Raw genomic sequence first — 21239 nt, 5'->3', positions numbered from 1 at the left:
GGCCTCTTGGAGTTGTATTGACGGGTCATTTGAATGGGATAACACACATAGTGTAGCGTATGGGCGCAAAGAAGCGCCACAATAATTTTACCGGCGCTTCCGTTTTTTGCATCGGTTCGAGAACTTCACAGGTTTTGCGCACAGCACTTGCCGCCGCCGCACCGGGCGGAGGATCAGATCTCCAGCAAAGGCAAGCGCAGTTTGATTGTCGCGCCACGGGAGGAGGGCAAGATGCTCAATTGCCCGCCATGATTTTTCATCACGCGGACGGCGATGGCGAGGCCAAGCCCGCTGCCGGGGCCACCGCCGGCTTGTGAAAATCGGCTTAGTGCTTCGAGGTGGCGCTCCTCGGGTATTCCAATGCCATCATCTTGAATGAGAATTTCTGCCGTGGCGTTGCTCTTGCGAAGCGTGACCCAAATTTGCGTCAACTTTGGTCCGCCATGCACCAAAGAATTGCTGAATATGTTCAAAATGGCTTCTTGGAGCATGGTTTGATCGGCTGAATAAAGAGGCGTTCGCGGGGCAAATCTTGCGTCACTTTCAAGCTGGCCTTGGGGTGGTTTTGTTCAAAGGCGTTGACGGCATTCACGATCAGCTGGTTGAGATCAATCTGGCTGCCTGATCGCAACACATCCGTGCCCCCCGCGCGCTCAAAGGACAAAAGCTTATTGGTCAGATCGCTCGCCTCGCGTGCGGCTTGCAGCAGCTCCGCGCTGCGCTGATGCGCTGTTTGGGGGTTTGGTGCTGTGGTGACCGCTTCGGCCAGCGCAAGAACCCCGGCCATGGGGTTGCGCAGCTGATGGGCCGCGTTCGAGATAAATTCATCCTTTGAGCTGATGCGGCGAGACACCCGATTTAACAAACCATTTAAAGTTGTCACCAGCCCTTGGGCCTCGGTGGGAACAGCCCTGCGGATTGGTTCCAATTCGCTTGGCGTGCGCTTGGCAATGGCGCGCTCAAGCTCCAAAAGCGGTCGCAGCCCCAAACGCACGCCGAACCAAACAACGATAGCAACGCTCATCACCAGCGCGGCAATCACCGCAAAGGATCGCGACAAGACATTGCGCACAAAGCTGCTGCGCACGCGCGCATTTTGCCACACAGTGATGTTGAAAATTCCGGCAATGCCACTGACCAAAGTCACATCTTGAAAGCGCAGCACTCGAACTTTTTCGCCCTGATAGACACTGTTGTAATAATAGGGATCTGTGACCCCTTTGGGAGCCTTGCTGGGCAGGATTGGCGGGGTTGAATATCCTGTCACAAAGACGCCGTCCGGGGCAAACACATGATAAAATATCGTGCCCCCAGAGGTATCGGCCAACAGGCGACGCGTCGACGGGCTGATTGCATCCCCATCCGATAGTGCGACATCGCGCGATATCGCGATTGCAGCGGAGAGCAGGCCTTTGTCAAAGATGCTTTCGGCACGCAGAGTTGTATTGTGGAACTGCCAAGCACCGGCAATCAAAGAGATGATGAGCAAAGGCGGCAGGATGATCAGCGTCAGCCGAGCCCTCAAAGAGCTGGGTTTCATGTGCTCTCCTGCGCCAAAATGTGATACCCCAGTCCCCGGCGTGCCTGGATCAAAACGCCGTAGTCTTTCAATTTGTGGCGGAGCCGCGAGATATAAACTTCGACGACTTTTTCTTCTATATCAGCCCCAACCCCATAGACATGATCGAGCACTGCGCTTTTGGAGACCAACCGTCCGTCTGCACTGAGCAAACATTCAAAGACCGACATTTCGCGGCGGGGTATTTCCAGGGCGGTTTGGCCATCAAACAATTGGCGTGCGTTTGGATCGTAATGCAATGATCCAATTTTGCGGAGCTTTTGCTGCGGAATAGCGCGGCGGCGCAGAAGGGCGCGGACTCTGGCCTCCAACTCGGCCATCTCGAAGGGCTTGATCAAATAATCATCGGCCCCGGCATCTAATCCTGTGACCCGATCTTGCGTTTCAGCCCGGGCCGTCAGCAAGATCACCGGCCGCACATCACCGCGCTTGCGCATTTGCGCCAGCAGATCCAGCCCATTCATTCCTGGCAGATTGATATCTAGAATCACGAGATCGGCGCCATCTTGGATGAGGTAGTCTTGCGCCTCGTCGCCATTGGCAATCGCATCCACGGAATGGCCTGCATCTTCCAAACGATAGGTAATGCCTTTCGCGAGGCTGATATTGTCTTCAACAAGCGTGATGCGCACTGCTGTTTTTCCAATCCGTGAAAGTTTCATGAAAGTTTCATGAAAGTTTCGCAGATTACACAGCAAGCATCAACCTGGAGTATATGCTCCAAAGAGATTCTATTGACGTTGCTTCTAACGGGGCAAAAAAATCTGGGAGGATTAAATGTCTACACTGAAAACAACACGCCGTATGGCGATGGGACTTGTGGCTGCCGCCACGGCCACATTTGGCTTGCAGGCTCACGCAGGCGGCCATGGGATTGATCTGACAGGCAAGACTGTTGAATGGATCATTCCATTTTCTGAAACAGGCGGCTCCGCCAAATGGGCAAATTTTTATGCGCCTTTGCTGTCGGAAGCTTTGCCGGGCCAGCCTACTGTTGTCGTAAAATTCATGCCAGGTGCCGGCTCAACTAAGGGCGCCAACTATTTCCAAGAGCAAGAATATGAAGATGGCACGCTGATTTTTGGCTCGTCCGGTTCGACGCAATTTCCATTCTTGCTGGGTGACCCAAGGGTGAAATTTGACTATGCTGACTGGAATGTGGTTTTGGCCTCTGGGACAGGTGGCGTGGCTTATCTACCGCCTGAGCTTGCCGCAAAAATGGACGGTTTAGACGCCTCTGGCCTCAAAGACACAGACTTCATCTATGGCAACCAAGGCGCCACACGTCTTGATTTGGTTCCGACACTGGCTTGGGAAATGCTGGGCCTGAACGTTGAGAGCGTTATGGGAATCAAAGGGCGCGGTGATGGGCGCTTAATGTTTGAACGGGGTGAAGCGAATATCGACTATCAAACTTCATCATCTTATTTGTCTGGTGTGACACCGTTGGTTGAGGCTGGCACTGCCGTGCCAATGATGACCTGGGGCGCATTGAGTGATGATGGCGAAATCACGCGCGATCCCACATTCCCAGACATTCCAAGCTTCAAAGAAGTGTGCGAAGCAACCGATGGTTGTGAAACATCTGGGGAAAAATGGGATGCATGGAAAGCCTTCTTCACTGCAGGTTTCCCAGCTCAAAAAATGGTCTTCTTGCCAAAAGGGGCGACCAATGATGCCATTGTGACCTACACGGCGGCATTTGAAGCTGTGAAAGCGCGCGCTGATTTTGCAGAGATTTCTAGCAAGCGTCTGGGTAAATATCCGCAGATGACAGGCGCTGCGGCTGAAGCTGCCAAAGTGAGTGGCACAAACGTGAGCGCTGAAGCCAAAGCCTTCATTGTGAACTGGCTCCAAGAAAAATACGGTGTTTCTCTGAACTAAAGTTTCCTTTTTGAACGCCCCGCTTACGATTGGTGGGGCGTTTTATAAAGGAAAGTGGGAGGACATGGTCTTGGAAGTAGTCATGGAGGCGTTGCCTGCCTTCGGTGAGGCTTGGGCGCTAATCCTGCAACCGGTTGTTTTGGGGTATTTGATCCTGGGTGTGCTGATGGGGCTCTGTATCGGCGTGTTCCCCGGTCTCGGCGGCATCGCTGGCCTGTCGCTACTGCTGCCCTTCATGTTTGGTATGGATCCGATCTTAGGTCTTGCGTTGATGATCGGTATGGTCGCGGTTGTGCCAACCTCTGACACGTTTGCTTCGGTTTTGATGGGGATTCCGGGCTCCTCTGCGTCACAAGCCACTGTCCTGGACGGTTTTCCGATGGCTCAAAAGGGCAAGGCCGCGCGGGCGCTATCGGCGGCTTTTGCCTCGTCGCTTTTCGGCGGATTGGTTGGCGCGAGTTTTTTGACGGTCTTTATTTTGGTGGCCCGGCCGATCGTTTTGGAGTTTCGCACGCCAGAGCTGTTGATGATCACGATTTTTGGCCTCTCAATGGTGGGTATTTTGGCCGGGCGTGTGGCAATCAAAGGCATCGTAGCGGCCGGTCTGGGCATGTTGATTGGCACCATTGGAGAAGGTGCGTCCTCTGGTGATTTGCGGATGTCCTCATACGATTTTCCCTATCTTGTCGACGGTCTGAAATTGGTCATCGTCGGCCTTGGAATTTTCGCAATTCCCGAGATTATCGCCCTGCTGCGCAATGACCGCGCCATCAGCCAAGAGCCGCAGATTGGTGGGGGCTGGATCGAAGGGGTCAAAGATTGGTTTGCCAATATTTGGCTGTCAATGCGCTGTTCTATCATCGGGGTGATCGTGGGTGTTATCCCTGGTCTTGGTGGCTCGGTGGTGGATTGGATTGCCTATGGTCACACGGTTCAATCCAGCAAGGATAAGAGCAATTTCGGCACAGGCGATGTGCGCGGTGTGATCGGGCCGGAAAGCTCAAACAACGCCAAAGAGGGCGGGGGGCTTGTGCCGACCTTGCTGTTTGGAATTCCTGGATCTGGCTCGATGGCAATCTTTATCGGCGCAATTGCGCTGCTTGGATCTGGTCAAATTGAGGTCGGGCCGGCCATGCTGAAAAACAATCTCGACATTACCTATGCCATCGTTTGGCTGCTTGGCCCTGGCCAATGTCGTGGGAACATTGCTTTGCATCGCAGCCTCGGGCGGGATCGCCAAGCTCACAACCATCCGTTTTGTTCTACTGGCACCTTTCTTGTTCATGATTATAAGCTTCGCGGCCTTTCAATCTGGGCAAAATTTGATGGATCTTGTCGCGCTTTTTGCCATCGGCTTTCTTGGGATTTTGATGCGCCGCTTTGACTGGTCGCGCCCGGCGTTTTTGATTGGTTTTGTCCTGTCCAATCCAGCGGAGACCTATGCGAACCAAGCCATTCAAATTGCCCAATCTCGCTTTCGCAAAGGATTTGGGGACGGGATGGACTACATCTTTTCTCCCATCGTACTCGTGCTTCTGGCGATCACACTGGTCTCAGTTGTTCTGGGCCTACGCCAAGCCAAACATATTTTGGCCGAAGGGGACAGTAAATCAGGCTCGAAACGCGCGCCCATGGTGTTCTTGTTGGCTCTAACCGCATTCATTGGCTATGCGTTGTTTGATGCCGGTTCGATCCCCGATTATAGCCGCGACCGGGTCTTTCCAATGCTTGTCGCCAGCGTCTCTTTGCTTGGATGTGCGGTGATGATTGTCCGCATGATACTCGCTCCCGAAACCGATACGATTTTTGCCGACAGCGAGCGCAGCGCCGAAGTGGAGCAAGCACGTTACAGCCTGTGGTCAACCTTGGCTTGGTTTGCAGCGCTCCTCGTCGCAACCGCCTTATTTGGGTTTATCATTGCTTTGGGGCTCTTTTTGTTCAGCTTCATGCGGATCAGAGCCAATCTCAGCCCGCTTTTTGCGGCGATCTATACGCTTGCGGGCATCGCGTTTATCTGCACTATGGCCTGGGCACTGAACCGCGATTTTCCGCCCGGTCTCTTGCAAGCCTATTCGAACCTTCCATGGCCATTCACATGACAGATATCAGATGACACAAACTGCGATTCCCTATCTTTTTATGCGCGGCGGAACCTCCCGCGGTCCCTATCTCAACCGTGCCGATCTTCCTGAGGACCTTGAAACGCTGGCTGAGGTATTGATCGCGATCGTGGGCTCTGGGCATCCTTTGAACATTGACGGGATCGGTGGCGGCGCTGCGGTGACCACCAAAGTGGCCATGTTGTCGAAGTCAAACGATCCCTGGGCCGATGTGGATTACTTTTTCGCGCAGGTGAGCGTGGAAGACCAATTGGTCGATTTCAAGCCGACCTGCGGTAATATCTTAACCGGCGTTGGGCCAGCCGCCATTGAAATGGGGTTGGTTGAGGCGCAAGAGGGTGAGACGGCTGTCAATATTCTCGCGGTCAACACGCAAGCGCGTGTCGCTGCTGTTGTGCAAACCCCCGGTGGTCAGGTCAGCTACGAGGGCGCGTCGCGCATTGATGGTGTGCCGGGAACCTCTGCGCCAATCGCTGTTCAATTCATGGAGACAGTCGGAGGCGTCACGGGTGCTTTTTTGCCGACCGGCAATCGGATCGATCAGATTGATGGAATTGCTGTGACTTGCATGGATGTTGCCATGCCTATGGTGATTGCAAAAGCGGAGAGTTTCGGATTGACGGGCCATGAAACTGCAGCTGAGTTGGACAGCAACCGCGCGTTTTTTGATCAAATGGAATCTGTCCGGCAAAAGGCGGCGGCTTTGATGGGCATGGGGGATGTCACCAAATCGGTGACCCCGAAATTTGGCCTTCTGGCCCCGGCTCAGGCTGGCGGCACAATCGCAACCCGTTATTTCATGCCCTGGAGCACGCATCCCTCTATGGCAGTGACAGGTGCGCAATGCCTTGCCTCCTGTGTTTTGACCCCCGGGACGGTCGCAGACGGTATGGCCGCCAAATCAAATGAGAGTCCGGCCAATGTGATTTTGGAACATGCCTCGGGCAAGATTGAAGTGGCTGTCGATTATGCTGATACGGTGTCAGGGTTTGAAATAAAATCGGCAGGTCTCGTACGCACCGCGCGAAAAATCGCGGCGGGAGAGCTGTTTATTCCAAGGTCAATTTGGGCCGGTCATTGACCGCAGTTTAAAGAAGAGTGATAGGGTGATGAAGGTCCATATTCTTGATGATTGGTTTGATACGCTGCGCAGCTTGCCTTGCTTTGCCAAAATGGCCAATCATGACGTGACCGTCTGGACCGATCATGAACCGGATCCCGTGAAACTCGCGGCTCGATTGCAAAATGCAGAGGCTTTGGTGCTCTTTCGCGAGCGGACCAAGGTTGGAGCTGGGTTATTGGGGCGTTTGGCAAATCTGAAGCTCATCTCACAGCGCAGCGTCTATCCGCATGTTGATGTGCCGGCCTGCACGGCCCATGGTGTTTTGCTCTGCTCAAATATGCATTCAGACACGCCATCCTATGCCGCCGCTGAGCATACGCTGGCTCTGATTTTGGCCAGTTACCGGCAAATCCCGCATCAGGCGACCTCAATCAAAGCAGGCCGATGGCAATCCGGTGTCGGCAGGACCCTGCGCGGCAAGACATTGGGGCTTTACGGGTATGGGCGCATTGCAGGAGCGGTTGCGGGCTATGCCAAAGCAATGGGGCTCAAGGTGCTTTGGTGGGGCTCAGAGGCGGGCCGCGCTCGGGCCGCTTCGGCTGGTGAAACCGTAGCTGCGTCCCGCGAGGCTTTTTTTAGGCAGTCTGATATCGTGAGCCTACATGTCCGGTTGAAACCTGAGACCCGCGGTTTGATTACGGCCGAGGACCTTGGTCAGATGCAGCCGCGCGCTCTGTTCGTAAATACGTCGCGTTCTGGACTTGTGGCCCCCGGTGTCTTGGAGGCAGAGATTGCGAAGGGCCAGCTTCACGCCGCCGTGGATGTGTTCGATCAAGAGCCCCTTTTGGATCGTGAAAATATTCTTTTGACACACCCGAATGTTTTGGCCACGCCGCATATTGGCTTTGTCACTGAAGATGAGTTTGACATGCAGTTTTCCGATATTTTCGATCAAATCAATGCCTATGCCGCGGGGGCGCCCACTCATATGATCAATCCAGAGGCCTATCACTGACGCGCCCTTTCGGGATCTCTCGTTGTCATTGAGTTTAGAGTTATAGCTTTGCGTCGTCAGGTTTCGGGCTGAACAGGCGCGCAAAGAGCGGTGCACCCAAAATAACGATGAATATTCGCAAGACATGATGGGCCACGACAAAGGCCATATCCGCTCCAACAATGAGGGCGAGCACGGTCAATTCTGCTTGTCCGCCCGGTGCGAAGGCGAGAACGGTTTCTAACGCGGGCGCCAGCCCTGCCAAGTGAATTCCTTCGGCGAAGATCACCGCCAGCAGCAAAAGCAGGATGCAAAACCCAAGCCCCGCGGTCACATCCTTTCGAATTTCCGCCATGGTCACGCCGGCGTATTTGCACCCAACGCTCATTCCGATGAAAAATTGTGCGGCCCAAATGGCTTCTGAGGGGGGGCGGTGGTGCAAGATGCCGGTCAGGGATAGGAGTGCAGCCAACAATAGTGGCCCAAGGATCGAAGCTCCGAACATGCCCATACGTTTTGCCAGCTGCCAGCCCACCAGCCCACAAAAAATCATCCAACCCAGCTGTGAGAGCGCGATGCTGGCGGCTGGAGCGCCTGGGGGATTGCTCAGATCTGCATCCCAGACCCAGGCCAATAGAAAGGGCAGGGTCACGACAATGACCAAAACCCGTGTGGCATGGATCAGCGCGAGCGTGCGCACATTTCCGCCGGCCTCTTCACCGAAGATCAGCATGTCCTGCAGGCCGCCCGGCATTGCGGAATAATAGCTGGTGGCAAAATCAAACCCCCAGAGGCGCTGGAAATAAAAAACGCCAACCAGGCCGATGCAGGTGGTCATCACCGGGATCAACAAAAGCGTTGACCACATGCTGCCCATCGAGACCAGCAATGCGAGGGAAAATGTGGCGCCGACGGCTACTCCGAGAATGCTGCGCATGGCTTCATTTATCACTTTGACACCACGCATGGGCACGCCAAGCAATGCGGCGATCAAACAGGCAAAGATTGGCCCCAAAAGCCAAGGCAACGGCAGCTGCAACAGTTTAAAGGCCAGGACCCCAAGACCTGCACATAAAAAGGCATAGATATGCGCTCTCATCGGTCCAGCCCTTTGAGCCTGTGGCGCAAAGAGGTTTGCAAATGGGCCTCCGCCGCATCGCCGGCTGCGGTTTGATCGCCTGCGCGGATGGCCTCGATGATGTGAGCATGTTGCGCGCTCACCGTTTTTATCCGCGCTTCATCGTCCAGTGTCGTGGGCCCCAGCAACATGAGCGCATTGTTGAGACCCCGGGCCGAGGCCAATAAAAAGCGGTTCCGGCTGGCAAGATAAATACGGTGATGGAAATCTTGATTTAAGGCCGCGGCCTGTTGCGTCTCATCACCGAGCGCTGCGATTTGATCATTTATGTCGTTGAGCAGATCAATCTCAGCTGCATTGGCGTGTTTTGCAGCCATCTGTGCTGCCGTGCGCTCAAGAACAAGCCGCATTTCGTAAAGTTCAACAACTTCGGAAGGGGTCAATGTGCGGATTACGGCGCCCAATCGGGGCCGATGTTCAACGATGCCGTCATTTTCCAGCTTGCGCAGGGCCTCACGCACAGGCGTGCGAGATAGGGTCAACCGTTCTGCCACGTCAATTTCGCGCAACCTGTCGCCGGGTCGGAAATCGCCTGCGCGTATCGCCTCGTAGAGTCGATGATATGCCGCCTCGCCTTGGGACATGACTTGCAATTCTGTTTCGCTCATTTTAGAGAGACCAATTGTATCCGCTTGGATACAATACTTCAATAAAATGGGAAAGCCAATGTCAAAATCTGTCGTCATAGTCGGAACTGGAAATGCCGCCCTATGTGCAGCGCTCGCCGCTTTGGAAAACGGGGCCAAGGTTACGTTGCTCGAAAAGGCCGATAAATCTCTGTCGGGAGGCAATACAAAATACACCGCTGGGGCGATGCGTTTTGCCTATGATGGCGCTGATGATCTGATGCCCCTGCTGCGCAACCCGGATGATCCACGGGTGAAGAATGCTGATTTCGGCAGCTATACGACTGAAAAATTTACCCAAGACCTGTTGGGATTCAACGACGGGCGCCCTTTGTCTGAGGAGCAGGAGGCGCTGGTCCATCAGTCCGGGGCGACCATGCGCTGGCTGGCCTCGCATGGGGTCAAATTTGAACCCATCTATAGCCGCCAGAGTTTTGAAAAAGCGGGCCGGCATGTCTTTTGGGGCGGCTTGACATTGGCGGCAGAGAATGAGGGCGTTGGCCTGTTTGATATGGAATTGGCGGCTGTTGAGCGGCTCGGGGGAACGGTGCGTTACAACAGTGCGGTGACCGGTTTGATCACTGAGGCGGGCCACGTTCGGGGTGTGCAAATGGGCGAGGAGCATCTGCTGGCGGATGCCGTCATCCTGGCTTGCGGTGGCTTTGAGGCCAATGATGCGCTGCGCGTTAAGCATATGGGCGAAAATTGGGCCGCGGCGAAAGTGCGCGGGACCCCGCATAACACGGGTGATGGTCTGCTTATGGCGCTGGAACTTGGCGCTGCGGATTATGGGCTTTACGCGGGGTGCCACGCGACGCCGATGGATCTGCATATGGCCGATTTTGGGAATCTTGACTTGCCGCCGGGCGAGCGCAAGAATTATCGCAAGATCTCCTACTTTCTTGGAGTCATGCTCAATGCCGATGGGGCGCGTTTTGTGGACGAGGGCGCCAATTTCCGCAATTACACCTATGCGCAATATGGCGCGGCCATCCTAGAACAGCCCGGCCAATTTGCTTGGCAGGTTTTTGACAGCAAAACCTACGATCTGCTCTATGATGAGTACCGTTTTGAAGACGCGCATTTTGTCAAAGCCGATCGGCTGGATGATCTGATAGAGCAGATGAGCGGTGTGGATGCGGCGGCCGCAAGCGAAACCATTGCGCGCTATAACGCGGCCGTGGATCAAACGACGGTTTTTGATCCGACAGCTTTGGATGGCAAGGCCACGATTGGCCTTGATCTTCCGAAATCCAATTGGGCACAAACCTTGGATCAAGGACCTTTCTATGCGTATCCGGTCACAGGCGGCATCACCTTCACCTATGGCGGATTGAAGGTGGATTCGGAGGGCAGGGTGCTGACAGATGGCGGAGAGGACATTAAAGGATTGTTTGCCTGCGGTGAAATTGTTGGTGGTGTTTTCTATGCCGGCTATCCCGGCGGCTCAGGTTTGACGTCTGGTGCCGTATTTGGCCGCCGCGCTGGCCAGGGCGCCGCGAAATCATAGAGCGAGGTTCAGGCAACATAGCGCCTTTGTCTTGTACGCGTGGGGTGGAGCCTGGACTCTATCGCTCATAAGATTTGCATGCCGGGCTACAAAACTCACTTAAATGCAAGCTGCGCGCTTTTGCGCGTGAATGGCGCACTAAGACGCTGGACATTTTGGCCAATGCAATCGCATCCTTGCCGCCAAAGCGGTCCGCCCGCATATCACTCCAAGGGACAAAAAGGGTTCAACATGAAGACAGTTTCAAATTTCGATAGAATCGGTGAAGAAAATGCGTTTGCCGTTTTGGGCCGCGCTGGGGTTTTGGCGGCTGGTGGCATGGATGTGATCAACCTCGGGATCGGTCAGCCGGATTTCCCGACGCCTGAGAATATCGTTGAGGCGGCGGTCAAAGCTCTGCGCGATGGGCATCATGGCTACACCGACGCCACTGGAATTTTGCCGCTGCGCGAAGCGGTCAGTGCCGATCTTCATCGCCGATATCACACAGAAGTGAGCCCGGCCAATGTGCTTATCGTGCCGGGCGGTAAAGTGACGATGTTCACCGCGATCTTGATGTTCGGTGAAACAGGCGGAGAGATATTATATCCTGATCCGGGCTTCCCGATTTATCGTTCAATGATTGAATACACTGGCGCCACGCCTATTGCCATTCCGATCCGCGAGGAAAATGGGTTTGCGTTCTCTGCGGAGGAGACATTGAAGCTGATTGGCCCCAACACACGGTTGATTATCCTCAACTCCCCAGCCAACCCCTGCGGTGGCATTACGCCCAAGGCAGAAATCGACAAATTGGTGGCCGGTCTTTCAGACTATCCCGATGTTGCGATCCTGTCCGACGAAATTTATGACCAAATGCTCTATGATGGGGAGCAACATGTTAGCCTGTTGAGCTATCCCGAAATTCGCGACCGGTTGATTGTCCTCAATGGCTGGTCAAAAACATACGCGATGACGGGCTGGCGGCTGGGCTATTCGATTTGGCCGGATAGATTGTATAATATGGCCCGAAAATTGGCCGTCAACGCTTGGTCTTGCGTCAATGCGCCGGCGCAATATGCAGCATTGGAGGCTTTAATGGGTCCGCAGTCCGCAGTGGGCGAAATGGTGGCGCAGTTCGATGCAAGGCGCAAAATGGTGGTCACTCAGCTCAATGAAATCCCCGGGGTCTCTTGCATCACGCCGAAGGGTGCCTTTTACGCCTTTCCCAATGTGTCACAAACCGGATGGAAAGCGAAGGCCTTGGCCAGTGAACTGCTTGAGCAAACCGGTGTGGCGACGATTGGCGGGCCGGATTTTGGTACGCTTGGGGAGGGGTACATTCGTATCTCCTATGCCAACAGCCAAGAAAACATCTCCCGTGCCCTGAAGCGCATGAAAGACTTTTTGGCACAAAACCCAGGCTGATCTCTGCCGATAGGCGCATTGATTTTATCTCAGGTGTCGCGCGCGGCTCGTGGTGGCTTTGGTCTGGCCATGACCATGGATTGCAATGGACCGGAGGTTGTGGCCCCAGATCTGGCCCGAGGGCAGCTCAGAGCGCTTTTTCGATACGCATATTGGAGATGCGTGCCTCAATCTTTGTGTTGGTGTCATCACTGTCGGCAGAAACGGCAATGCCGATGAGGCGTGTTGGCTCTGTACCAAAGGCGCGTTGGAAATCGGTTGTTAGGTTGACCCGCTCGCGTGCCTGTCCGGTGCTGGCGGGTCGCAAAATCAGGCTTCTGCCGAGCTCATTTAAATATGGTGTCGGCAATATTTCTCCGCGCCTGTGATCGCCACCCCAAATATACATCAACACGCGCGCGCGGTCATTGCCCAATAAATCTGTGAGTTTTGCCTGTGGCTTTGGGAGAGAGGTTTCCGGCATGAACACAAAGTAAACTGATACATTGCGATCATCACCACCTTTAACTGTGAGGTCTGTGGGCGGCACGGAGGATATGACCTCCCAATCCCAAACGGCCTGATTGCTGTCCCATAGCGCTGGAGGCAGGCGGCTCCAGAACATGGAGACGGTCCCATCCGAACGGATATGCAAGGTTTCGCCGCTTGGCTCAAATTCATTACTGGAAAATAAAGAAAAGCGCTGTTCACTCCAACCCTTAGAAAAATCAATCTGATCGGCACAGACAGAGGTCCAGGCCGATAGGAGTATCAGCAGTGAGATCAGTTTCGTCTTAATCATTGGGCTAAAGTGATCTATCAATTTTCAAGATACAAGGGCGGTGTTCAATCACTGCGCAAACACTGGCTTGCTTTTACAAACAGTGCAAAAATTTTATGGCGCCACAGGATGCCATCTGATGTGAGTTCCTATTAGCCTGACAGACCTGCCGGTAAAAAGCCAAGGTAAAAACGTAATAAATAAACCATTTTCAAACGCTTACATTATTTCACTCTTCGAGCGACAATTCGGCCAGCAATGCCGCCCAAGAGGCGCCGTGCATGTCGGGATCACGGGTTGAACCTTGCACATGGGGGCGGGGCAGGCTGAATTTCACCACATGTAAGTCAGCAATGTCAAAACGCTTGATGTCTTGGGTATTCATACCAAAGGCTTTGGCGACAGCAGCGCTCGGCAGCTTTGTAACTACATGCGCATAGGCATGCGCTGTGCCGCAGAAGATATCGACTGTTAACCAAAATGGGCCTGCATTTTTGGATCGTATTTTTTGTACTATGTCACCAAGTTTAGCCAATTTCTATCTGCTCCAGTCGAAAGGTGCTCATTGGATCATCCAGCGTCAGCACGTGATTGAGGCAAAACTCATAGGTTTGGCCACGGGAAATTTCGGCCGGTGAAAATGGAAAGGCGAAGGTGGGCTGTTCCTCAGCCTGGGTCAGGGGATGGTGCAGCAAATAGGGGTTCAAGAATTGGCCGATTTCCATGGCCAATGCGTTGGAGTTTGCAGTAACAATCGCCAACACGCCTATTTCATGGGGTTGTGCCGCGTGGGTTTCCAGTGTGCCAAAGCTGGCGTTCTGGCCCATCAGGCGTAGCTCTATTTCAAATTCCTCTGGGGCCAAGCCAAGCCGCTTGATCACCTTGCTGCGGCATTTTCTGATGATGTCATCGGCCCAAATATGCGCATTTTTTACATAATGTGCATCGCGCAACAGGCACATCAACACGCATTGAAACCCCGCAGGTCGTGCGCCCTCTAGTTTGACGGTGTAACGATCTGACGGCACCCATTTTGAACCTGTGACGCGCACGCGCGTATCGTCAATCGCAGCATAGATCGCGTCTGTTACATCCAGATGCCCGCCCGGTTCATACAGGATAAACGGATCAGAATTTTCATAAAGCATATGTGCGGAAACCGTATGGGGCGTGGCATGCGCGCCATCGGCCAGCGGGATCACGGTAAAACCGTCATTGTCAAATTCTATCATAACGACGCCTGATTGCGGGTTGGAGGCGCAGAGCGCGCCGCATTCGCCGATTTTAGCCCCATGCCAAGCGGCCCCTGCATCATCACCTCGCATTATGGGCAAGGCGGCAATAATGGCAGTATCTGTGGTGCGACCAGCGATGATGATGTCGGCGCCAGTTTCGAGTGCTGCGGCGATTTGCTCAGCACCAGCTAATGCTACGATATTGGTGCAGCTGGTAAAATCGCGCGCGGCTACTTTTGGCGCGGCGGGCAGGGGGGTGATGTGACCATCGCAAAAGGCTGCGCTCATGACCGCCGAATCTTGGGAACAGCGCAGCACTGCGATTTTCAAACTTTGCTGCAGATCGGCGGCGATTTCGCGCGTAATATCCAGCATCCAATCGACCGCATCGTCGGCCCCACAAGTGCCAGATGTGCCTATAACCAATGGCACACCCGCCATTGCGCGTGCTTCCATCAAGCCGCGCCATTCGATCTTTGTGGATGCGCGTGAATATTTTGACACACCGCGTCCCAGATAGGCGGGGCCACTGTCGGTTGATCCCCCGTCGATCGCAATGATGTCAGGTTTCATCGCGATGCCACGGTCCAGCGCCACTTGGTCATAGTTCAGGCCAAGGGCACCAGAGGGGATCAAAACACGTGTTGTCATATTAATCCTTTACAGCTTGGGGTTTTGTCAGAATTTTACGCAAAAACATCGGTGCAACAAAGCCTGAAATTGCCGCGATCCAAAAACCAATCGCAATCGGCGAACTGAACAAATACATGACATCCCCATCGGACAATGTCATTGCACGACGTAGAGCGTTTTCCATATGACCACCAAGAAGAATGCCTAGGATCACTGGCACTGTCGGGATATCCAGCTTGCGCAAGATGTATCCCAGCATACCAAATCCCACCATCATCAGCAGATCGAAGTAACTGCCCGACAGTGAATAAATACCTACGAATGACACCATGGTTACGCCGGGTAACAGAACCCATGCGGGAACTGTCAGGATTTTGACGAAAATTTTGACCATGGGCACGTTCATCAACAGCAAGACAAAGTTAGCGATCAACAATGATGCAATTAGGCCCCAAACAACCTCGGGCCGTTCGGTAAACAACGTCGGTCCAGGCGTAATATTTAACGTCATCAATAGTGCCAACAAAACTGCGGTAGTGCCTGAACCTGGCACACCCAACGTCAGCATTGGCACTAAGGCACCACCAGCCGCGGCATTGTTTCCGGCCTCTGGTGCGGCGATGCCTTTGGGCACGCCAGTGCCAAAGCGACCTTTTTCACCGGCTATGGATTTTTCTGTCATATAGGCTAAGAACGATCCAAGTGAGGCACCCGCGCCGGGCAGGATGCCGGCAATGAAGCCAACGCCAGAAGCGCGCAGCATCGTCCATTTCGTGGAAAAAATATCAGCCCAAGGGATGCGCACTTTGTCCAGTATGATACCTATGGACGACCCTTTTCCGTGGCTTTCGATGAAAACGAACACCTCAGAAATTGCAAACAAGCCGACGATGGCGACAAGAAAATCAACACCGTCATAAAGGTGCAAATTGCCACCGGTAAGGCGCGGCAAACCGGATGAGGCATCGACACCGATCATCGCGATGCCTAGGCCCAAACAAGCAGCAATTGCTGATTTGGCCTGATTGTTTGAAGCCATGCCGCCAAGGGTGCAGAAGGCCAATAAGTAAAGCGCGAAATATTCAGCGGGGCCGAATAAAAAAGCGACACGCGCTAGAGACGGGGCCAAAAGCATCAGCCCGATTGTGGCCAGGAGCGCCCCTACAAATGAGGCAACGCCGGATAATACCAATGCGTCCCCTGCGCGACCCGCTTTGGCCATGGGATACCCATCAAGTGTTGTCATCAAGGCCGGTTCATCACCCGGGATGTTCAACAAAATCGATGAAATTCGCCCTCCATACATGGCGCCGTAATAAACAGAGGTCATCAAAACCAGGGCACTTGTAGCATCAAGGCCGAGGGTAAAGGTGATTGGAATAAGGATCGCCACGCCATTAGATGGGCCAAGGCCCGGCAATGCACCGATGACCGTACCAAGAAAACAGCCACAGACGGCCAACATCAGCGTGTAAGGTGACAATGCAACGCTAAAACCAAGCGCAAGATCAGCAAGAATATCCACGTTAGTGCCCCACAAATGGAATTAGAGTTGAAATTGCTTCCCGCAGTTTTGCGGCGGTTGGAATGCGGTATGCTACGATGTTGCCAAGGCCCAAGAGGAACTTGAATAAGACGAATAATCCTAGCGACAAGCCCACACCGGAACATAGGGCGGATAACTTGCGCGGGAAAATTTGATAGCTGATGATGCCTGCCGCAAATGCCGTTGGTAGAATGAAACCAAGCGGTTTCAGAAAAACGGAATAGAGCGCGAGGACGACAACAGCTATGGCCATATTTATCCAAGCGCTGGTTGCCGGCCATTCAGGTTCTGGGTCTGGTTTAAAAATCATCACCAGTGAGGCAATCGCCGCCACGGTGCCAATCATGATAGGAAAAAGTTTAGGCAAGTACTGGCCTGAGAAAAAGTTTGTTTGAATCTGAGTGGCGGCCGCTATGTAGGCGACCGCCGTGATCAGAGTGACCAAACCAAAAATTCGGTCAGAGGCCATTACTGGATAACTCCCAGTTCTTTTGACATGGCGTTGATATCGGCCACCAGGCCGTCAACATAACCTTGGAAGTTGCCACCAACTTTGGTGAATGGCGCTAAACCATTTGCGGCCATAGCTTCTTTCCACTCCGCGCTGTCTGCAACCATTTGCAATTTGTCAGCCCACGAATTGAATGTATCGTCTGAAACGCCCTTTGGCACGTAAAGACCACGCCAGTTCACAGCCACAACCGGGTAACCTTGTTCAGTTGCTGTTGGGATGTCTTCAAAACCTGGTACGCGCTTGTCTGTGAGGACCGCGATGACACGTATGTCACCATTGGCCAAGAACGATACAACTTCTGACATGTCGCCAGTCATCGCTTGGGTAAAGCCTCCAACTGTTTGTGTGATCGCATCTGCACCACCATCGACACCGATATATTTAACTTTGGTGATGTCGGTGAAACCGGCTTCTTTTAGAACCATCAATGGCTTCAAGTGATCAAATCCACCAACCGCAGAACCGCCAGCAAAGGCAACAGAGCTCGGATCAGCAAGGATTGCGTCCACCAGATCTGTCAACGAATTATAGGGGCTGTCAGCCGCAACTGCGATGATGCCGGGATCCGCACCGATGGCACCCACAAAGCGAACCTCGCCAGCCGTGCGACCAGCATAAGCATTTTGTGCCAGACGTGTTGTTGTCGCGGAGGATGCCGCGATTATGAGATCGGCGTCGTCGCCGCGTTCGTTTACAACTGTGTTGAAGGCCAAGCCGCCGCCTGCACCTGGCATATTGGTAACTTGAATTGGTTTATCAACAGCCCCAATATCATACATGATTTTGCCGATTTGACGGCATGTGAAATCCCAACCACCACCTGGGTTTGCTGGGGCGATACATTCAGCCGCGGATGCAGCAGAGGCCACACCAACAGTAATTGCAGCGCCGGTTGCTAGTGCCTTGAAAAAGCGATTTGTCATTAGTTTCTCCCATTTGACATAGGCGGGGTTCCCCGCACATTGTGCTAGCAGAACCAGTAAAGCTGACAGCAACCTGTCATGAAGAACGAAAGTGGAAGTTGATGCGATTTCTGTTGGTAGAAGATAGTGCCCAACTGGCTCGTGCCGTCTGCGAGCGTTTTGCATTGGATGGTCACGCGGTGGATCACGCCACTGGACTGAATGATGCGAGTGCCTTTGTCGATACAACAAATTACGATTTGATTTTGCTTGATATTATGTTGCCAGATGGCGATGGTCGCGATTTTTTGGCGCGGCATAGGCAGGCCAAAAACAAAACGCCCGTAATCGTTTTGACAGCCCGCTCGCAAGTTTCGGATCGAATAACATTGTTGGATTTGGGCGCCGATGATTACGTCACGAAACCTTTCGATTTCGCCGAATTAGAAGCACGATGTCGCGCTGTTTTGCGTCGGCAAGGCGGGGCGGCGCAGAATCGGTTAGAGTTCGCAGGTGTGATTTTAGATCCGCAAGAGGCCACTTTGACGGCCAATGACACCAGTCAAAATCTTCGAAACCGCGAATTACGGCTGGTTGAGATATTTTTTGCCGCACCAGCCCAAATTTTTTCCAAGAACCATCTTATGGACCGTCTGTTTTCGCTGTCTGAGGATGTCTCTGAAAATGCGATCGAGGTCTATGTCGGGCGGCTTCGCAAAAAGCTGGCGGGCACGGGCGCGGAAATAGAAACAGTGCGCAGTTTGGGTTACCGTTTGGTCGCAAGGCCATGACGAGTCTGCTGCCAAAAGGGTCTATGCAAAGGCGTTTGGTAATCCAATTGTCGCTCATTGCCTTGCTATTGTCGCTGGTATTGTTCGTGATCGTACGTGGCGTGGCCGAACGCGCAGCGGCTGATACGCAGGACAATATTTTGGCGGCTTCAGCGACGTCGATTGCCGATGCACTTTTTGCCGAGGGCGGACAGGTGCGGCTTGAATTGCCTTATTCGGCGTTGTCCATGTTGGGCACAATCAGCGAAGATCGCGTGTTTTATCGTGTGTTGGTGGATGGTGAAACCTTAACTGGCTATGATGATCTGGTGGCTAAAGCGGCGTTGGGCGTGCCCAAACAGCCGGAATTTTCCACCTTTGAGTATCGAGGTGAACAGGTCCGCGCCGTGGTTGTAACACGCCTTGTTAGCAGCCAAAGCCACCAGGCATTGGTGCGCATCGTCGTGGCGCAGACACGCCTTGGGCTAGTGCAAATATCGTCGCGGATCACGCTTCTGGCGGTGGCCATTGGTATCGCCTTTTTCTTTGTCGCTACTGGGCTTAGCCTATGGGCCGCCCACAGCGCGCTTGCCCCCCTTAATCGTGTGGCCGGTGCTGTGACCCGCCGCGGACCCAGCGATCTACGCGCTGTTCAAACACAGGCACCGGCGGAATTGGTGCCGTTGATCACCGCGCTAAATTCGTTGATCGAGCGGCTAAAATCCAGCCTTACCCGATCTGAGGATTTCATCGTTGAAGCCGCGCATCGCGTGCGCACGCCTTTGGCGACGGTGCGCACACAAGCCGAGGTGATCCACCGCGGATTGGAAAAATCCAAAAACAAAACTGCCTTGCGGGAGATGATACGCGCTATTGACGAAAGCTCGCGGTCAGCGGGGCAACTGCTGGATCATGCGATGGTGAATTTTCGCGCCGATCAGTTTCAAACTGAGGCGATAGATTTACGCAAATTGATGGCAGAAACCGTTGAGCGCCTATCGCCCACGGCGGAACTTAAGGATATTTCAATAATAACGCAGGATCAGGGCGGCGATTTCGACTTTGATGGTGATCCGATTTTGCTGCAAAACGCATTGCGAAATATCTTAGACAATGCGATAAAATATTCACCCGCCGACAGTAACATAACAGTGACCCTCGCCCGGGATGCCCATAACCACATCCTCAGTTTTGCCGATCAAGGCCGCGGATTTGCCGGGGCCAATCTGAGCGACCATTTACAGCGCTTTAAACGCGGCACAAACGTCAATGACATTGTTGGTTCTGGCCTCGGTTTGACCATTGTGGACGAGGTTGCCCGTGCCCATGGGGGGCTTGTCGAAATTACCAACCATACAGACCCCAAAGGAGGCGGCGCATGCGTATCATTTTATTTGCCATTGGTCTAATTTTAGTATGTTTTAACGCAAGTTTCGCTTTTGAGATCGAAGATCACCAGATTTACACGGTCCCTATGCCCACGCAAACCATAAGGGTGATCTCGACCGCCGACATCGCCGCCTTTGATCCATTGATCCGTAGGTTTCAATCAATCAACCGAAGGATCACGGTTGATTATACTGTGGCCAGTAGCACCGAGTTAATGGCTGCAATTTATGACGAGGGTGCGCCTTTTGATCTGGTGATTTCATCAGCTATGGATCTGCAAACCAAATTGGCCAATGACGGTTTTGCACAACAGTATGTTTCGCCCCAAACTGCGCGACTTCCTGCTTGGGCTCAATGGCAGGACCAGCTGTTTTCTTTCACCCAAGAGCCTGCGGCTTTGGTAATTTCGGACGCGCATTTTGCAGGATTGGAAATACCGAAAAATCGCGAACAGCTGATCGATTTGTTGCGCGCGCATCCAGAGATTTTCGATCAACGCATCGGAACTTATGATGTGCGCAGCTCGGGTCTTGGATATTTATTTGCGACACAAGACAGCCGCAATACAGACAGTTTTTGGCGTTTGACTGAGGTGATGGGCCGTCTTAACACCCGGCTTTATTGTTGTTCCGGGGCTATGATCGACGACGTTTACCAAGGTCGTTTGGCGCTGGCTTATAATGTGCTGGGCTCTTATGCGGAAAATCGGCTGGCGCATGAACCTGGCATCACGATTGTGCCAATGCAAGATTATGTGACGGTGATGATGCGCACCGCATTTATTCCGCGAAACGCGCAAAATCCGGATGTTGCTGGGCGTATGATAGATTTTCTATTATCCAAGCCCACGCAAGAAAGCTTGGCCAAAACAACTGGCTTACCGCCAGTTTTTGAGGGCGCATCTGACAAACAAAAGGCGCTGCGCCCCATTCGGTTGGGCCCGGGATTGTTGGTGTTCTTGGATCGTTTGAAGCGAAAAGCCTTCTTACGCAATTGGGAGAATTCGATACGCCAAGAATAGGAACGTATAGATTGTCAGAGTAAACTAGGATGAGGGCAGGGCGGATTTGTGGCGGGTGAGTTCCGGGCTCTTTCGAGCAATGTTTGTTATGAAAGAGATAGAGAATGGCAAAGAGATACCCAGAGGCGTTTCGTCGTGATGTGGTTCG

General features: G+C 53.3%; 19 protein-coding genes and 1 pseudogene. 9 read left to right on the top strand and 11 right to left on the bottom strand.

The features are described from left to right. Positions 1–173 precede the first annotated feature (173 nt). From ABLW18_RS02430 to ABLW18_RS02420, 3 genes are read right to left on the bottom strand one after another with little or no spacing between them, the layout of a single operon-like run. Complete coding sequence (locus ABLW18_RS02430; protein ID WP_347823290.1) at positions 174–473, bottom strand: ATP-binding protein; 300 nt, start codon at positions 471–473, stop codon at positions 174–176. Beyond that, a complete protein-coding gene (locus tag ABLW18_RS02425) occupies positions 470–1540 on the bottom strand; it encodes a sensor histidine kinase (RefSeq protein ID WP_347823289.1) in 1071 nt (356 codons plus the stop codon). Before ABLW18_RS02425 ends, ABLW18_RS02430 begins: the two co-directional genes overlap by 4 nt. Further along, positions 1537–2241: a response regulator transcription factor gene (locus ABLW18_RS02420; protein ID WP_347823288.1), complete on the bottom strand. Its 705-nt coding sequence runs from the start codon at positions 2239–2241 to the stop codon at positions 1537–1539. Before ABLW18_RS02420 ends, ABLW18_RS02425 begins: the two co-directional genes overlap by 4 nt. A 115-nt stretch (positions 2242–2356) precedes the next feature. Here ABLW18_RS02420 and ABLW18_RS02415 point away from each other — a divergent pair, with 115 nt between their 5' ends. From ABLW18_RS02415 to ABLW18_RS02400, 4 genes and pseudogenes are all read left to right on the top strand, one after another. Continuing rightward, entirely contained in the window at positions 2357–3463 is a 1107-nt protein-coding gene (locus ABLW18_RS02415; RefSeq protein WP_347823287.1) for a tricarboxylate transporter, read from the top strand. A gap of 70 nt (positions 3464–3533) precedes the next feature. Further along, a pseudogene (locus ABLW18_RS02410) lies at positions 3534–5562 on the top strand (tripartite tricarboxylate transporter permease). A gap of 10 nt (positions 5563–5572) precedes the next feature. Beyond that, a complete protein-coding gene (locus ABLW18_RS02405) occupies positions 5573–6664 on the top strand; it encodes a 4-oxalomesaconate tautomerase (protein ID WP_347823286.1) in 1092 nt (363 codons plus the stop codon). A gap of 28 nt (positions 6665–6692) precedes the next feature. After that, complete coding sequence (locus ABLW18_RS02400; protein ID WP_347823313.1) at positions 6693–7661, top strand: D-2-hydroxyacid dehydrogenase family protein; 969 nt, start codon at positions 6693–6695, stop codon at positions 7659–7661. A 40-nt stretch (positions 7662–7701) separates the two neighbouring features. On the opposite strand, the gene ABLW18_RS02395 is transcribed toward ABLW18_RS02400, so the two are convergent. Continuing rightward, complete coding sequence (locus tag ABLW18_RS02395; RefSeq protein ID WP_347823285.1) at positions 7702–8739, bottom strand: AbrB family transcriptional regulator; 1038 nt, start codon at positions 8737–8739, stop codon at positions 7702–7704. Next, on the bottom strand, positions 8736–9386 hold the full coding sequence (locus tag ABLW18_RS02390; protein ID WP_347823284.1) for a GntR family transcriptional regulator: 651 nt from the start codon (positions 9384–9386) through the stop codon (positions 8736–8738). The genes ABLW18_RS02395 and ABLW18_RS02390 overlap by 4 nt, the downstream gene beginning before the upstream one ends. 58 nt (positions 9387–9444) lie before the next feature. Here ABLW18_RS02390 and tcuA point away from each other — a divergent pair, with 58 nt between their 5' ends. Together tcuA and ABLW18_RS02380 are read left to right on the top strand one after the other, a co-directional pair. After that, positions 9445–10914: an FAD-dependent tricarballylate dehydrogenase TcuA gene (tcuA, locus tag ABLW18_RS02385; RefSeq protein ID WP_347823283.1), complete on the top strand. Its 1470-nt coding sequence runs from the start codon at positions 9445–9447 to the stop codon at positions 10912–10914. 231 nt (positions 10915–11145) lie between these two features. Then, positions 11146–12321, top strand: coding sequence for a pyridoxal phosphate-dependent aminotransferase (locus ABLW18_RS02380; protein ID WP_347823282.1), 1176 nt, complete (start codon positions 11146–11148; stop codon positions 12319–12321). Between the two features lie 127 nt (positions 12322–12448). Here ABLW18_RS02380 and ABLW18_RS02375 read toward each other — a convergent pair whose 3' ends face one another. The 6 genes from ABLW18_RS02375 to ABLW18_RS02350 all read right to left on the bottom strand — a co-directional run bounded on the left by ABLW18_RS02375 (position 12449) and on the right by ABLW18_RS02350 (position 17932). Next, positions 12449–13102 (bottom strand): DUF3047 domain-containing protein, encoded by a 654-nt coding sequence (locus tag ABLW18_RS02375; protein WP_347823281.1) that lies wholly within the window; start codon positions 13100–13102, stop codon positions 12449–12451. A 208-nt stretch (positions 13103–13310) separates the two neighbouring features. Then, the gene (locus ABLW18_RS02370) at positions 13311–13616 is read right to left on the bottom strand and encodes a DUF4387 family protein (RefSeq protein WP_347823280.1); all 306 of its coding nucleotides are present in this window, start codon (positions 13614–13616) and stop codon (positions 13311–13313) included. Continuing rightward, a complete protein-coding gene (locus ABLW18_RS02365; RefSeq protein WP_347823279.1) occupies positions 13609–14967 on the bottom strand; it encodes an acyclic terpene utilization AtuA family protein in 1359 nt (452 codons plus the stop codon). The genes ABLW18_RS02370 and ABLW18_RS02365 overlap by 8 nt, the downstream gene beginning before the upstream one ends. 1 nt (position 14968) lies before the next feature. Continuing rightward, positions 14969–16474 (bottom strand): tripartite tricarboxylate transporter permease, encoded by a 1506-nt coding sequence (locus ABLW18_RS02360; RefSeq protein ID WP_347823278.1) that lies wholly within the window; start codon positions 16472–16474, stop codon positions 14969–14971. 1 nt (position 16475) lies between these two features. Beyond that, positions 16476–16940 carry a tripartite tricarboxylate transporter TctB family protein gene (locus tag ABLW18_RS02355; RefSeq protein WP_347823277.1) on the bottom strand — a complete coding sequence of 155 codons (465 nt, stop codon included), beginning with the start codon at positions 16938–16940 and terminating at the stop codon, positions 16476–16478. Positions 16941–16963: 23 nt separating this feature from the next. After that, positions 16964–17932, bottom strand: coding sequence for a tripartite tricarboxylate transporter substrate-binding protein (locus ABLW18_RS02350; protein WP_347823276.1), 969 nt, complete (start codon positions 17930–17932; stop codon positions 16964–16966). 101 nt (positions 17933–18033) lie between these two features. Between ABLW18_RS02350 and ABLW18_RS02345 the strand changes: the two genes are divergently transcribed. From ABLW18_RS02345 to ABLW18_RS02335, 3 genes are read left to right on the top strand one after another with little or no spacing between them, the layout of a single operon-like run. Next, a complete protein-coding gene (locus ABLW18_RS02345) occupies positions 18034–18702 on the top strand; it encodes a response regulator transcription factor (protein ID WP_347823275.1) in 669 nt (222 codons plus the stop codon). Further along, complete coding sequence (locus ABLW18_RS02340) at positions 18699–20090, top strand: sensor histidine kinase N-terminal domain-containing protein (RefSeq protein WP_347823274.1); 1392 nt, start codon at positions 18699–18701, stop codon at positions 20088–20090. Before ABLW18_RS02345 ends, ABLW18_RS02340 begins: the two co-directional genes overlap by 4 nt. After that, the gene (locus ABLW18_RS02335; RefSeq protein WP_347823273.1) at positions 20060–21091 is read left to right on the top strand and encodes an extracellular solute-binding protein; all 1032 of its coding nucleotides are present in this window, start codon (positions 20060–20062) and stop codon (positions 21089–21091) included. Before ABLW18_RS02340 ends, ABLW18_RS02335 begins: the two co-directional genes overlap by 31 nt. Positions 21092–21239 lie beyond the last annotated feature (148 nt).

The organism is uncultured Planktomarina sp. (assembly GCA_943788425.1).
GTDB lineage: Bacteria > Pseudomonadota > Alphaproteobacteria > Rhodobacterales > Rhodobacteraceae > Planktomarina.
Note: the sequence above shows the minus strand (reverse complement) of the source record. Positions and strands in the feature narration are given on the sequence as shown.